The organism is Hymenobacter cheonanensis (assembly GCF_030581075.1).
Taxonomy (GTDB): Bacteria; Bacteroidota; Bacteroidia; order Cytophagales; family Hymenobacteraceae; genus Hymenobacter.
The window spans coordinates 68,711-83,882 of sequence record NZ_JAUQSW010000012.1 but is presented as its reverse complement, the minus strand read 5'-3'; the positions used below and the strand labels follow the sequence as shown (position 1 = coordinate 83,882).

Here is a 15,172-nt window from a genome sequence, read left to right as displayed (position 1 = left end):
CCAGGTTTGGGGCGAATAAGTAGGCTAGTGGCAGATTGCGCCGGGGCCTGCGCACCAACTGCGGCGGGACTGCGTTTCTAAATTTTACGTTCCTAAAATGGATTTTATTGAGTTGACAGTGCAGGCTCCGCGCGAGCTGGCCGATATTCTGGTTGCCGAGCTGGGCGAAGTAGGCTTCGATACCTTCGAAGACAACGACGCGGGCTTTTGCGCCTACACCACCGAAGATGCCTTCGACCGCGACGCGGTGGCCGAGATTATGAGCCGCTACGAAGGCCTGGGCGAGCTGGCATTTTCGGACCGCGTGATAACGCGCCAGAACTGGAACCTGGAGTGGGAGAAGAATTTTCAGCCTCTCATTATTGCCGACCGCGTGTCGGTGCGGGCGCCGTTTCACCCCAAGCCGGAAGGGGTGGAGTACGATATTGAGATAATGCCGCGCATGTCGTTTGGCACCGGCCACCACGAAACCACGGCGCTGATGATTGAAAATCAGCTGGATATCGACCACCACGGCAAGCGCGTGCTCGACATGGGCTGCGGCACGGGCATTCTGGCCATTATGGCCGAGATGCTGGGCGCCCGCCAGGTGTTGGCCGTGGATGTGGAGCCCTGGACCGTGGAAAACGCCCGCGACAACGCCGCCGAAAACCACTGCCGTACCATTGAGTGCCGCTTGGGCGGCGCCGAGACCCTAGCCGACGAGGCGCCCTTCGACCTCATCCTGGCCAACATCAACCGCAACGTGCTGCTCGAGGATATGCACGAGTATGCCCGCCTGCTGCCCAGTGGGAAACCAATTTTGTTCAGCGGGTTTTACGAGGAGGATTTAGCCAAGATAACGGCCGAGGCTACCCGCCAGGGGCTGCGCTACGAGCGGCACCGCACGCTGCGCAGCTGGGTATCGGCCATTTTCACCAAAGTTTAAGCTGCCCCGGATACCTGCCGGGGACGACCTGCCGGCCGCCCGCGGCCTTTACCCGACCTTATGAAGCGACTGCTCGCCGCCTTTTTCTGCTTAAGTTTTCCGCTGCTGCCCGCCGGCGCCCAAACGGCCAGGCCGCTCGCCCCGGCTGCCAAGCCGGGCACCGCCCCGGCCGCCGTGCCCGCGCCGCCCACCGATGGCCGGGCGGCCGGCGCGGTGCGCCCGGGCCAGGTGGCGGTGCAGCGCTACACGGGCCACCTCTCGCCCGAGCCCGAGCAGTTTATCCTCGACGTGCGCACGATGATGCTGGCCAGCAACAACGCTGGGGCAATGGCCTTGGGCGACAAGCTGCGCCAGCTGTGGGGCAGCAACCAGCTCACGGCCAGCCAGCAAAAAGCGATTGCTGAGCTTTCGCAGAAAATGCTGGATAAGAAGCTGCGGCCCATTCCGCACCTCACGGCTTTTTACAGTGCCCTAGTAGCGGGTAAAACCAAGGCCGGCCTCAGCGACAAGCAGATAGACCAGTACCTCGACGCGCTAGGGCAGTCGGTGGACAAAGACCCACCGGCGGAGGTGGAAAAATACCTGCTCACCACGGCCAGGGTGCTCAGTGGCGGCTACCTCTACCGCTCGGGCTTTAACGCGCTGCGGATGACGGGCGGGCAATTGTCCTTTGCTTACAAAGCCGCCGCCGCGCCCGACCCCAACGCCACGTTCGACATGGCTCCGGCCGCGCCCAAGCCGGTTGAATTGCCCGCCGCTAAGCCAGCGGCCAAGCCCACCGCCGCCAAGCCTAAGCCGAAACCCGTAGCCAAAAAGAAGCGTGCCAGCGATGGCTGGGACACGGCCGATATGTGGAGCGGCACCAAAGCCAGCAAAAACGACGGCTGGAGCAGCGCCAACGATGGCTGGGGCCCGCCCATCGGCAGCACGCCCAAGAAAAAAGCGGCCAACGACGGCTGGGGGGCGCCCGCCGCCGATGATGGCTGGGGCACCCCGAAGAAAAAGACGCCCGCTAAAACCACCGCTAAGGCCCCGGTCAAAGCAGCCGCTAAGCCCGTAGCTGCCAAGCCGGCCGCTGCGCCCGCACCCAGCGTGGCCGACTTCGACCAGGCTAGCCAGCCGTTTGTGCCCTCGGCCAGCGCGGCGTATGATGCCTACTACCCACCGGCCATCAGCGGGCCGGTGATTGAGTTGAAGGATGCCGAGCTGGTGATGCGCACGGCCAGCGACTCCATCGTTATTCATAAGGTGAGCGGCACGGCGGCCACGGTGGGCAGCCATTTTCTGGCCACGGGCGGGCAGGTGGCCTGGACGGTGAAGGGCAACCCCGTAACGGCCGACCTCGGCCCGTTCGACTTCGACCCGAGCAAGCCCGAGTTCACGGCCCAGCCCGTGACGCTGACTTACCCCGCCAGGCTCGAAGCGCCGGTGAAGGGCGCCCTCAGCTACAAGAGCGTGCGCCGCAAGCCGGGCGCCACCGAAAGCAGCTACCCGCGCTTCATCTCGCTTACCAACGATGTGCGCCTCAAGGATATAGGCCCCGGCATCAAGTACCAGGGCGGGCTCTCGATGGCGGGCAGCAGCCTGCTGTCGGCCTCGCTCGACGGCTCGCTCTCGCACCTCACCGTGAGCCAGGATAATAAGCTGCGCTTCCGCTCGGCCTCGCGCAATTTTGTGCTCGGCGACTCGGTCATCACCGCTGGGCGGGCGGGCGTGGCGCTCTACGAAAGCACCGGCGACTCCATCACGCACCCTGGCGTGGAGCTGAAGTATTTGAAGGCTAAGGAGCAGCTCAAGCTGCTCTATGAGAAGGGCTTGTACCACAATGCACCGTACTCCGACTCGTACCACCAGGTAGATATCCGGGCCCAGATGCTGACCTGGAACCTGCGCGAGCCGAAGATGGACTTCAGCATCATCACCTCGCCCACGCAGGTAGCGGCTGATTTTGAGAGCAGTAACTTCTTCTCCAACACCCGCTACCAGCAGCTCAAGAGCATCAACCACCTGCACCCGCTGCAAATGTTGCTCGGCTACAGCATCGACCACGGCCACGCCAGCGTACTGAATGTGCACGACGTGGCCGTGGCCACCGGCACCAACGAGGCCAACCTGCGCTCGGCCGTGAGCGGGCTGGCCCGCGATGGCTACGTGGACATTCAGCCCCAGACCGGCGAGGTGGTTCTGCTGCGCAAAGCCCGCCACTACGTGGGCGCGGCCCGCGAGAAGAAAGACTACGACCACATCGATATCAAGTCGTTGAGCGGCTCGGGGCGCAGCGCCACGCTCAACCTGGCCAGCAACCAGCTGGTGGTGCACGGAGTGAAGCAGTTTAGCTTTTCCGACGATTCGGCGGCCGTATTTGTGCAGCCCGACAGCGGCACCGTGCGCATGGAGCGCAACCGCAACCTCAAGTTCAGTGGGCGGGTGAAAACGTCCATCTACGGCTTCAAGGGTAAGGATTTTCTGTTCGACTACGACGGGTATTACATCGACATGCCCCGCATCGACTCGCTCACGATTCGCAACAAGCGCAAGAAGGCCACCAACAAAACCGTGGCCGCCGACGAAGCGCCCCCTAGCGACTTCGTGCTTACCAACAAGGGCAAATACCAAAGCGGGCGCCTGTACCTAAATGACCCCCTGAACCGCTCGGGCCGCAAGAAAATGCCGAAGTACCCGGCCTTCAACTCGTCGTCGGGGGCCTACGTGTACTTCAACAAGCCCGATGTGCTGGGGGGCGCCTACGACACCACCACGTACTTCGACGTGCCGCCCTTCAGCTTCGACTCAATGGGCGTGGGCAAGGCGCGCGGCAACTTCGTGGGCGTGTTTCATAGCAAGGCACTACCGCCCATCAAAACGGCGCTCACCACCCAGGAAGACGGCACGATGGGCTTTGTGCACACGGTGCCGGCGGCGGGCTACCCCCTGTATGGCGGCAAAGGCCGGCTCTCGTCGGGCGCCAGGGTGAAGCTCAATAGCCAGGGCCTGCAATCGAACGGCACCGTAACCTACCTGGGCGCCACCCTGCAAAGCGACCGCTTTGTGATGTACGGCGACTCGCTCACCGGCGAAGGCAAAGCCGGCTCCATCGCGGCTGGCGCCAACACGCCCAAGGTGGTGCTGCCGCCCGGCTACCTCATCAACTGGGGCGCCCGCACCGACAGCCTGCACCTGCAAACGCCGGCTAGCGGCGCCCCAGCTAAGCTCTACGCCGACCACACCTTTAAGGGCTCGCTGCTGCTCACGCCCAAGGTGGTAGGTGGCGCCGGCCGCCTCGATGGCCCGCAGAGCTACGTGCGCTCCGAAAGCCTGGTATTCAAAAACGACTCATACTCGGGCCAGAAGGCGCTGCTGAGCGTGAAATCGGCCCAGGCCGGCAAGCCGGCCCTGGCGGCCAACGACGTCGATTTCACCTACGACCTCAGGAAAGGCTACGCCGAGTTTAAGCGCGAGGAAGGCAGCAAGGCCACCATCGACCTGCCCTACACGGCCTTCCGCACCTCGCTCAGCAGCGGGCGCTGGGACTTTAAGAAGAAGCGGGTGCTGCTGCGCGCCGCCGGCACCGACTCGACGCGCTCGTACCTGACCTCGACTGCGCCCGAGCAGCACGGACTAAAATTTAAGGCCACGGCCGCCGACTATGACCTCACCAAGTACCAGCTGCAAGCCAAGGGCGTGCCCTACGTAGCGGCGGCCGATGCCTGGGTTATTCCCGACTCGGGCCGCGTGGTGGTGGCGGGCGGCGGCAAGATGCAGACCCTGCACCACGCCAAAATCCTGCTCGACTCGCTGGGCAAGTTTCACAAGCTGGTGGATGGCAACATCCGGGTTGATGCCCGCGATGCCTTCAGCGGCGATGCCAAGTATATGTCGCGCACGGCCACCGGCGACTCGGTAGCCCTCAAGTTTGTAGACTTCAAATCGGACTCGGCCGGCCTGCTAGCCTCTACTACCGGGCGCAAGCGCTTTGGCCTGCGCCGCCGCAAAACGGTTGACGTGAACGAGGTGAACCCGACGGCCAGCCTCGCCACCACGGCCACGGCCAACGTGGAGGCCAATCAGAAGTTTCAGCTAGCCCCGCGCATTGGTTTCCGGGGCGGCATCAACCTGAACTCGCGCCGCCGCGGCTTGCTCTTCGATGGGCAGGTGCAGCTGCAGTTTGGGCGCGTGCGCGACGCGGCTACCGCCGATTGGTTTGCGGTGAAGGACAGTATCGACCCCCGCAACCTCGACCTCGACCTGCGTAACCTGAAAACGGAGGACGGCACGGAGCTGGCCACCGGCTTATTCATATCGGACACCGACAACCGCATTTATCCGCTCTACGGAGGCCCCGTGGGCAGCGCGGCCGATATTCCGCTGCTGGCCGTGTCGGGCAAGCTGCACTACGATGCCAAGCGCGGCGAGTACACCATTGCCGACCAGGATTTTACCGACCCCAACCACTACCAGGGCACGCTGCTCACCTTCCGCGACTCGACCAGCCAGGTCACGTTCCGGGGGCCGATGAGCTTCATTACCAACTCCAAAAGCTACAGCATTGCGGCTAGCGGCGTGGGCCGCGCCAACCCCGACAGCGCCCGCTACCGGGTGCGCAGCCTGCTGGGCATCGATGCCGCCATGCCGCCCAAGGCCGTGGAGCTGATGGCCAGCACCCTGGCCAAGGTCACCAAAAACTCGCCCGAGGCCCTGGATGGCTCTATGGATGAGCTGTTCAACATTGCGCAGTTTGCCGGCAACAAGGGTGTGGATGCCTTCAACAGCCGCCGGCCCGGCGTGGCCCCGCCGGCCCTGGCCAGCCTCTCGCCCAAGCTGCTGCACACCCTCACCCTGAGCAAGGTAAACCTGCGCTGGGACCCTAAGCAGCACGCCTGGTTCTCGCAGGGCAAAATTGGCCTGGGCGGCGTGGGTAAGCAGGGCCTCAACGCCCTGGTGGATGGCTACGTGGAAATCAAGCGCGAGAACTCGGCCGATATTGTGGAGGTCTACATCGAGGCCGAGCCCCAGACCTGGTACTACCTGCGCTACGCCAATAACGTGCTGCTCACCAAGTCGTCGAGCGAGGAATACGACGGCGAGATTGCGGCCAAGCAAAAAGGCAGCATCGAAACCACGGCCGACTACGGCGTTTTCCTGGGCGAGTTTGAAGATGTAGACCGATTCCGCTCGCACTTCGAGCGCACGTACCTGGGCAAATCGGGCAAGCTGGCCCCGCGCCCGGCGGCGGCGGCGCCCACCGGCAATTTCGACAACTTCGATACGGAGAAAGGCAAGAAGTCGAAGAAAAAGCCCAAGGCTGACCCCTTCGGCGACGGCGAAAACGCGGCTGCTACCGAGCCCGCCGCTGAGCCCGCCAAGAAATCGAAGAAGAAAAAGGACAGCGACCCCTTCGGCGATGGCGTCATCGCCCCCGCCCCGGAGCCCGCGCCCGAGCCGGCCAAAAAAGCCAAGAAAAAGAAGGAGGAAGCCCCGGCCGAAGACCCTAGCCTGAGTGAGCCGGCACCGGAGCCCGCCAAAAAGTCGAAGAAAAAGGCGAAAGACAACGACCCCTTTGCCGACAGCGAAGTGGCGCCCGTAGCCCCGGCCCCGAAGAAAGCGGCGCCAGCTGCCCCCGCCCCGGTAGTGCCCACTAGCCCAGCGCCTGCTAACCCAGCGCCAACGCCTGCGCCAGCCGCACCGGCAGTAGCCAGCCCTCCCGCTGCTACTCAGGCCAGCCCCTCGCCAGTGGTGGCACCCAAAGCCGCGGCCGACTCGACGCAGGTGCCCGCCGCGCCGGCCCCTGTTCCTGCCACCCCGGCGCCGGCCGCACCCGCACCCGCTCCGGCTGCCCCGGCCGCTGCGCCCGCCGTGCCGGAGCCAACTCCTGCCCCCGCCCCGGTGCCCGCCAAAAAGGAGAAGGCGAAGGAAGCCGACCCTGACCCTAGCGCCGAACCAGGTGTAGAAACCGACAAGAAGTCGAAAAAGAAAAAGAAGAAGGCCGAAGCCGAAGACCCCTTCGGCGACTCTTAAACCAGGAAGCCTAGCCGCCCCGGAGCCTACCTCCGGGGCGGCTTACTTTTGCGCCATGCTACTCATTGCTTTGGCGCTACTCCTGGCCTACTTACTAGGCTCTATTCCTACGGCCCTCTGGGTGGGCCGGACTTTTTTTAACCTCGCCGACATCCGCGAGCACGGCTCCGGCAACGCGGGCGCCACCAATACCTTCCGCGTACTGGGCAAGAAAGCCGGCACCTTCGTGCTCCTATTCGATGCCTTCAAGGGCTTCGCGGCGGCCTGGTTTCTGCCCAATTTTCTGCTTGGCCAGGGGCTTATTCAGCCCGAAAGTCTCTTTTACTACCGCCTGGCCTGCGGGGTGCTGGCGGTGGTGGGGCATATTTACCCGGTGTTTGCGCAATTTCGGGGCGGCAAGGGCGTGGCTACCATTCTGGGGATGATGCTGGCCATTGCGCCGACTACGGTGGGCGTGGCGCTGCTGGTGTTTCTGGCGGTGCTGGGCACCACGCGCTACGTGTCTTTGAGCAGTATGACGGCCGGCGTGGCTTTCGCGCTGCTGCAATTGCTGCCCGCCTTTCGCCCGGCCAACCCGCTGCAAGTGTGGTTTGGCTTCCTGCTGGCCGGCATGCTCATCTATACCCACCGGGCCAACATTGGCCGGCTGCGCGCGGGCACCGAGAGCCGGGTGCCGCTGTGGGGCAAAAAATAAAGCGGTTATTTTTTCTTGGTCGGATTGAGCTGGTAGTAAAGCTGTTCCAGGTTGGAGGCTTCGTTATTGATTTTGAGCGTCTGACCGATTGTGGTCAGCAACTGCCTGCTGGCCGAGGCGCTGGCCTTTCGCTCTACCGGGCAGTTGAGAATAAGCGCTTGGTTGAAGCAAAGCGAAACCAGATACTGCTGCTGGCCGATTTGCTTGTTGGTGGCCGGCATGTCGTATGTCCAGAGCATAAAAAGCCGGTTATTCAGGTGCAGAAAGCTCACCAGCTCGTTGCGGATGGGCGCTTTGAGGTCGTGCCGTATGTATTGCGACTCGTGTTCCTTATAGGCAATCAGGAGCTGCTTGGCGCGTTCGTCGCCCACCTGCTGCTGGGTAGGTGCCAGTGGCGCGGGCAGGATAACTGCCTGAAGAATCTGGCCATTCACGCGCATAAAGCCGGGTTCGGCCATCGGCTCCACGTTGGGGCTGACAACCCGAATGCTAAACGACTGCTGCTGATTGGTGAACACCAGCAAGGCGCCGTTGGGGGCGGGCAGCAGCGCCGCCTTGAAGGCTAGCGTAGAATCTTGCTGGGCGGCGGCCGGCAAAGGCCGCCCCCACCAGCCGGCGCAAAGCAGCAGCGCAACAACGTATTTCATTGAGGAAAGCAAATAGAGCGGCCAAAGCTAAGCGCTGCCTGCCAAGGCAAACAAAGCCAGGTACTATCTTGAGCGGTATGCCTGGCCAGTTTCCTCAGCTCACCACCCCGCGCCTGCTGCTGCGCGCCTTCGCCCTGGCCGATGTGCCGCGCCTTGTGGCCCTGGCCGGCAATTATGAGGTAGCCAAAAACACGCTCAATATTCCGCACCCTTACCGCGAAGAAGACGCCCGCCGCTGGGTGCAGCTCACCCGGGAAAACTACGAGCAGCAAACCGGCTACGCCTTTGCCCTGGCGCTGCGCGCCACCGGCGAGTTTATCGGCGGCATGGGCCTCACGCTGGAGCGGCGCTTCGACCGGGCCGAGGCCGGCTACTGGCTGGGGCAGCCCTACTGGGGCCAGGGGCTGGCCAGCGAGGCGCTAGGGGCCGTGCTGCACTTTGGCTTCGAAAAACTCAAGCTGAATAAAATCTACGCCACGCACATTGCCGAAAACCCGGCGTCGGGCCGGGTAATGCTGAAAAACGGGATGCTTAAAGAAGGGGAGCTGGCCCAGCACACCAAGCGCGACGGCCGCTACTACGACCTGTGGCAGTACCGCCTCACGCAAACCGAGTATGCCGCGAGGGCGGCGGGCAACGTGTAAAATTTTGGCATTTTGTGCGAGGGGCGGTTGTCTTTTAGCCTGTAGTAGTTGAAGCCTGCTACTGAGGAGGCTGGCATGTGGGCTGGTGTAAAGGGGGCGGGGCATTGTGAGGTAGCCGTATGGGCTAGGGGGGAGGCTGGGCGCGGAAGTGGGTCGGTAAGCATTTAGGGGGATTTTTTAGGCCGCATTGCTGCCCACCTTTGAGTGCTTGCCGGGTTGCAACGTGCTGGCTAGGGCTGGGTTGGCTGCTTGGGCAGCGCCGGGCCGGGCCAGCGCTGCCGGGCAGCATTCTTTTCCCCACCCTCTTCCTTTTCCACAAGTATGACCACACTACTTACTGTGCGGGCCCGCCGCTATTGGCGGGCTGCCCTCTACGGCGGCGCGCTACTGCTGGGGCTGCCCGCCGCCAGCCACGCCCAATGCACCCAGCTCGTTTGGGCCGACGAGTTCAACAACGCCTCGCTCGACACCACTAAGTGGAAGGTGATAACCGGCGACGGCTGCCCCACCGTTTGCGGCTGGGGCAACGCGGAACTCGAAAACTACCGCGCCCAGAACATTGCCACCACCGGCGGCAACCTGGTTATCAGTACCAAGTACGAGACTACTACCGCCCCTAGCGGCAACACCTACCAGTACAGCTCGGGCAAGCTCCAGTCGAAGGTGCCGGGCAAGGGCACGCTCCAGACTTTCAAGTACGGGCGCATTGAAGCGCGTATGCAGCTGCCCTCGGCGGGCGGCGTGTGGCCGGCGTTCTGGATGCTGGCCGACCCCGGCAACTGGCCTACCACCGGCGAAATCGACATTATGGAGGCCAAGCACAAGAATCCGCAGTCGGTGACGGGCACGGCCATTGGCAACGCGGGCGGCAACAACCCGTACTTCGCCAGCCGCACCTACGCGGCGGGCGTCGACTTATCAACCGGCTTCCACGTGTACGCGCTGGAATGGGGGCCCGACGTGCTGCGCTTCTACGTGGATGGCAACCTCTACAACACCGTGACGCCGCAGACTACGCCCAACGGCGTTTTCCCTTTCAATGACAACAACTTCTACGTTATTCTGAACGCGGCGGTGGGCGGCCCCGGCTCGGGCTACACCGGCAACATTGCGCCCACGCCCGCCGATTACCCAACCCAGACCCTGGTCGACTACGTGCGGGTGTACAAAGGCACCTACAACTACGCCGTGATTGGCGACGGCCAGGTGTTCCCCAATGAGCAGTACAAAAACTACCGGCTAGACCCCGTGGCCGGCGCTACCTACACCTGGACGGTGCCCAGCGGCGCCACCATCGTGAGCGGCCAGGGCACCAACACCATCACCGTGAACTGGGGCAGCACCGGCGGCAACGTGGCCGTGGCGGTGGCCGTGAGCGGCTGCACCACGGGCTCTTACAGCAAGGCCGTGACTATTGGCCCGGCCCTGCAAGTGGAGAAGGTGTTCGAGGACTTTGAGAGCAACCGGCTGCTGACCTACGCGGGCACCGGCACACTTACCCAGGCGGTGGCCAACCCCGGCAGCGCGGCACCCAACACCTCGTCGGCGGTGGGTAAGTACGTGCGCGCCGCCTCGCAGCAATACGACGTGCTGAATGTCAAGAACTTAACTATTGCCAACGCCAACGACTTCGTGGCCAGCCGCAAGAAGGTGTACGTGGATGTGTACTCGACCGCGCCGGTGGGCAGCCGCGTGACCATGCAGTTTGAGAACAGCTCGGTGACCACGGCCACCAACTACCCTAGCGGGCGCCACAGTTCCTATAAAGCGTTTACGACCAAGCAGAATGCCTGGGAAACGCTGGAGTTCAACTACGAGCAGACCATCGACGCGGGCACCAGCATTTTCGCCATCAACAACGTGGCCTTTTTGTTTGAGCCCGCCACCTACACCGGCGACACGTTTTACTTCGACAACGTGCGGGTGCTGACCCAGCCCGCGCCGCCCACCGTGGCTACCACCGTGCTCGAAAACTACGACGGTACCAGCGCCATCAGCTACGACGCCACGGGCACCAACGGCACCTACACCGCCGGCGTGGCCAACCCCTCGGCTACGGGCGTAAATACCTCGGCCAAGGTGGCGAAGTACGTGCGCAACAGCACGCAGCAGTACGACGTGCTGTTCTTCAACGCTACCCCGGCCGGCACCGTCATCACTGACGCGGGCAAGTTCAAGGACCAGACCTATCAGCTGCAGCTCGACCTGTATACCGATGCGCCGGTGGGCACTTCGGTGCGCATTACGCTCCAGAATAAGGCCGCCGCCGCCGGCACCTACCCAGCCGGGCGCAATAGTACCTACATCGTCAATACCACCAAGCAGAATGCCTGGGAGACGCTCACACTAGCCTTCGACACCGCCCCCGACGCGGGCACGGCCAACGTGGCCATCGACCAGCTAGCCGTGCTTTTTGCGGGCAATACGAACACGGGCAACACGTATTATCTTGATAACCTGCGCATTGCCAAGCACGTGGCCGACCCCACCTACTCGGCCGGCGCCACGTTTGAGGACTATGAAGCCACGCATAACCTGACGTATCTCAGCTCGGACGGCACGTACTCGCCCACCATCGCCAACCCCTCGGCTACGGGCAGCAATACCTCGGCCCACGTGGCCAAGTACGCCCGCAAAGCCACGGCGACCTACGACGTGTTGTCGTTCAGCACCAACTCGATAAAGGACGGCGCCGCCTACGTGGCCGGCAATAAGGTGCTGGCGATGGATGTGTACACGAGTGCGCCGGTAGGCACCGTCATTTCGTGGCAGCTCGAAAGCAGCGCCGCCTCGACCCCCAGCAACTACCCGGCCGGCCGCCACAGCATTTACCAGGCGGTGGTGCAAAAAACCAATACCTGGCACACGCTCATCTTCACTTACGCCAGCGCGCCCGACGCCAGCACCGCCGACGCCAGCGTAGACCGGGCCGTATTCCTGTTCGCGCCCAATTCCAGTACCGGCGATGTGTACTACGTTGATAACCTGCGCAGCCTCAGCAAGAACGGCGCTACCAACGCCGCCCCAACCGTGAGCCTGACCTCGCCGGCCGCCAATGCCTCGTACACGGCGCCGGCCAACATCACGCTCACGGCCAACGCCGCCGACTCGGACGGCACCATTGCCAAAGTGGAGTTTTACCAAGGCACCACGCTGCTGGGCACCAGCACCGCTAGCCCCTACAGCTACACCTGGGCCGGCGTAGCCGCCGGCACCTACTCGCTCACGGCCAAGGCTACCGACAACGCCGGGGCTGCCACCACTTCGGCCGCTGTGAGCGTGACCGTAACGGCCGCCTCTACCGCCACCAACCTGGCCCTGAACAAGCCCACCTTCACTTCTTCGACCGAAAACTCGGGCACGCCCGGCTCTGCCGCCGTGGATGGCGATGCCGCCAACACCCGCTGGGCCAGCGCCTTCGCCGACCCGCAGTGGATTTACGTGGACCTGGGGGCCAGCTACAACGTGAACCGGGTAAAGCTGACCTGGGAAGCTGCCTACGGTAAGGATTACCTCATCCAGACCTCGCCCGACGCCTCGACCTGGACCACCATCAAAACCGTAACCGGCAACACCACCCTCTCCAACGACTGGACCGGCCTGACCGGCACCGGCCGCTACGTGCGCATGTACGGCACGGCCCGCGGCACCACCTACGGCTACTCGCTCTACGAGCTGGAAGTGTACGGCACCGCCGCCAGCGGCGGGGGCACCAGCACGGGCGGCGCGTGCTCGGGCACGGTAGCCAGCGGCGACTACACCTACCAGGTTTCGACCACCAGCGGCAACGTCAACTGGACGTTCATTCCGCAGGCGCCCATCGCGGGTAGCACCATGGCCCTCATCTACATCAAGGCGGGCACGGCCACCGGCTACGCGGGCTACCAGATGACGGCCTCGGGCAGCAACTTCACCTTCTCGCAGGCGCAGCCGGCCGGCACGGCCCTCTCGTTCTACTTCACCTACCGCGTGGGCACCAGCACCGCCGAGCGCAACTCCAGCGCCACGCCGCACAGCTACACGGCCGGCGCCACCTGCACCGGCCGCCTCATGGCCTCGGCTAGCCCCGCCCCGGCGGCGAGCCCGGTAGTGGGCGCCGCCTATCCGAACCCCGTCGTGAGCCAGCTCACGGTAGAGTTGAGCGGCCCCTCGGCGCACACGCTCACCCTGCGCGATTTGCGCGGCGCCTTGGTGCAAACTGTCACCGTTGAAGCCGGGCGGGCCAGTACCACGCTCAACATGGGCCGGCTGGCCAGCGGCATCTACCTGCTCACGGTGGGCAGTGCCGAAGGGCAGGAAGTGCGCCGCATTATGAAAGAATAGCGCGTGGCTAGCCCAGCTAACTGCCACTAAAAGGCCCACGCTACCCAAGGCAGGCTACCCGTGCATAGGCCGCCGCAACTGAGGATTTCTCAGGGGCGGTGGCTTATTTTTTGAATATCTGCAAAAAAAGCCAAAATTATTTAGCTGCTGTCATGCGTGGTATTCCAGAAAAACCCCTAGCTTGCGCCCCCTAAACCTTTCAGTAATTCATGGAGACGCAAGCGCTGAAGTACCCCGCCATCCGCAACTACGTAGCCGGCCAGCCCATCGACACCCCGGCGGCCGCTTTGCTCGATGTATTCAGCCCCTTGAGCGGCGCGGTAATTTCAGCCCTGCCCCTGAGCAGCGCCGCCGATTTGGATGCGGCCGTGAAAGCCGCGCAGGCCGCGTTCCCGGCCTGGTCGGCCACCCCGATTAAGGAGCGGGTGCAGATTTTCTACCGCTACAAAACCCTGCTGGAGCGCGACATGAAGGCCCTGGCCGACCTGGTGCGCGAGGAAAACGGCAAGACCCTCGACGAAGCCCGCGCCGAGGTCGAAAAGGCGGTCGAGCTAACTGAGTTTGCCTGCTCGCTGCCGCAGCTGGTGCAGGGCGAGTTTCTGGAAGTGAGCAAGGGCGTGGAGGCCCGCGCCGAGCGCAAGCCGCTAGGGGTGGTGGCCAGCATCGCCCCGTTTAACTTCCCCAACATGGTGCCGCACTGGACTATCCCGAACGCCCTGGTGCTCGGCAACTGCATGATTCTGAAGCCCTCGGAGAAAGTACCGCTGAGCGCCGTCAAAATCGCTGAGCTGCTTAAGGAAGCCGGCCTGCCCGACGGCGTGCTCAACGTGGTGAATGGCGACAAAACCATCGTCGAGGCCATCTGCGACCACCCCGATATCGCGGCCGTGTCGTTCGTGGGCTCGACGCCCATCGCCAAAACCGTGTACATCCGCGCTACTTCTAACCTCAAGCGTTGCGTAGCGCTGGGCGGCGCCAAAAACCACCTCATGGTGCTGCCCGATGCGCACCCCGATATGACGGCCTCCAACGTGGCGGCCAGTATGTCGGGCTGCGCGGGCCAGCGCTGCATGGCCGGCTCTACGATGGTGGGCGTGGGCGCCGTCGATGGCATTGTGGCCAAAATCGTGGAAGAAGCCAGGAAAATTGTGGCCGGCCAAAACCTGGGCTCCGTTATCAGCAAAGAGGCTAAGGAGCGCATTGAGCAGCATATTGCCGAAGCCGAAGCCGCCGGTGCCAAGGTGCTGCTCGATGGCCGCCACGCCGTGGTGCCCGGCCACGAAAACGGCTACTACGTGGGCGCCACCGTCATCGACTACGTGACGCCCGACATGCGCATTGCCCAGGAAGAAGTCTTCGGCCCGGTGCTCGCCATCATGCGCACCAACACGCTCGATGAGGCCCTGGCCATCGAAAATGCCAACCCCTATGGCAATGCCGCCGCCGTTTTCACCAGCAGCGGCGCCAGCGCCCGCTATGTGATGGACCACGCCAACGCCGGCATGATAGGCGTGAACATCGGCGTGCCCGTGCCCCGCGAGCCTTTCTCGTTCGGCGGCTGGAACGAGTCGAAATTCGGCGCCTGCGACATCACCGGCAAAAGCTCCATCGAGTTCTGGACCCAGCTCAAGAAAACCACCACCAAGTGGAACCCCGAGTCGCGGGTGAACTGGATGAGCTAAGGGGGAGGCGCCCGCTAAGGTTTTTCCTTAAAAATCGGCTGTCATTGCGAGCGTAACGAAGTGGAGCGCGGCAATCGCCCCAGAACGACACCCGAACAACTCGTTCGGGTGCGATTGCTTCGCAGGCTCGCAATGACAATCGGTGCTAATGACAAGGAAAGTTTACCGAACTCCATCTCTGCTGGATGCGCAGAATGTTGGACTCGCAATGACAGACGTCTTTTGAGAATCAAGTAGTA

The 15,172-nt window shown here is 63.3% G+C and carries 7 protein-coding genes; 6 read left to right on the top strand and 1 reads right to left on the bottom strand.

Annotated features, from left to right (window positions below; translation table 11 throughout):
* Positions 1-97: 97 nt before the first annotated feature.
* The 3 genes from prmA to plsY are packed head-to-tail and all read left to right on the top strand — an operon-like array spanning position 98 to position 7,637.
* Positions 98-928, top strand: coding sequence for a 50S ribosomal protein L11 methyltransferase (prmA, locus tag Q5H89_RS19565; RefSeq protein ID WP_305021037.1), 831 nt, complete (start codon positions 98-100; stop codon positions 926-928).
* A gap of 60 nt (positions 929-988) precedes the next feature.
* Entirely contained in the window at positions 989-6,943 is a 5,955-nt protein-coding gene (locus Q5H89_RS19560; protein ID WP_305021036.1) for a hypothetical protein, read from the top strand.
* A 55-nt stretch (positions 6,944-6,998) separates the two neighbouring features.
* Entirely contained in the window at positions 6,999-7,637 is a 639-nt protein-coding gene (gene plsY, locus Q5H89_RS19555; protein ID WP_305021035.1) for a glycerol-3-phosphate 1-O-acyltransferase PlsY, read from the top strand.
* Between the two features lie 5 nt (positions 7,638-7,642).
* Here plsY and Q5H89_RS19550 read toward each other — a convergent pair whose 3' ends face one another.
* On the bottom strand, positions 7,643-8,284 hold the full coding sequence (locus Q5H89_RS19550; protein ID WP_305021034.1) for a hypothetical protein: 642 nt from the start codon (positions 8,282-8,284) through the stop codon (positions 7,643-7,645).
* Between the two features lie 77 nt (positions 8,285-8,361).
* Here Q5H89_RS19550 and Q5H89_RS19545 point away from each other — a divergent pair, with 77 nt between their 5' ends.
* The 3 genes from Q5H89_RS19545 to Q5H89_RS19535 all read left to right on the top strand — a co-directional run bounded on the left by Q5H89_RS19545 (position 8,362) and on the right by Q5H89_RS19535 (position 14,933).
* Positions 8,362-8,928 (top strand): GNAT family N-acetyltransferase, encoded by a 567-nt coding sequence (locus Q5H89_RS19545; protein ID WP_305021033.1) that lies wholly within the window; start codon positions 8,362-8,364, stop codon positions 8,926-8,928.
* 321 nt (positions 8,929-9,249) lie between these two features.
* A complete protein-coding gene (locus tag Q5H89_RS19540; protein WP_305021032.1) occupies positions 9,250-13,251 on the top strand; it encodes a discoidin domain-containing protein in 4,002 nt (1,333 codons plus the stop codon).
* A gap of 209 nt (positions 13,252-13,460) precedes the next feature.
* Positions 13,461-14,933, top strand: coding sequence for a CoA-acylating methylmalonate-semialdehyde dehydrogenase (locus tag Q5H89_RS19535; protein ID WP_305021031.1), 1,473 nt, complete (start codon positions 13,461-13,463; stop codon positions 14,931-14,933).
* The last annotated feature ends 239 nt before the right edge of the window (positions 14,934-15,172 follow it).

Bases quoted from the DNA above. Each gene is read 5' to 3' on its own strand.
- prmA (WP_305021037.1), top strand. From the start codon at position 98: ATGGATTTTATTGAGTTGACAGTGCAGGCTCCGCGCGAGCTGGCCGAT.
- Q5H89_RS19540 (WP_305021032.1), top strand. From the start codon at position 9,250: ATGACCACACTACTTACTGTGCGGGCCCGCCGCTATTGGCGGGCTGCC.
- Q5H89_RS19545 (WP_305021033.1), top strand. From the start codon at position 8,362: ATGCCTGGCCAGTTTCCTCAGCTCACCACCCCGCGCCTGCTGCTGCGC.
- Q5H89_RS19550 (WP_305021034.1), bottom strand. From the start codon at position 8,284: ATGAAATACGTTGTTGCGCTGCTGCTTTGCGCCGGCTGGTGGGGGCGG.
- Q5H89_RS19535 (WP_305021031.1), top strand. From the start codon at position 13,461: ATGGAGACGCAAGCGCTGAAGTACCCCGCCATCCGCAACTACGTAGCC.
- plsY (WP_305021035.1), top strand. From the start codon at position 6,999: ATGCTACTCATTGCTTTGGCGCTACTCCTGGCCTACTTACTAGGCTCT.
- Q5H89_RS19560 (WP_305021036.1), top strand. From the start codon at position 989: ATGAAGCGACTGCTCGCCGCCTTTTTCTGCTTAAGTTTTCCGCTGCTG.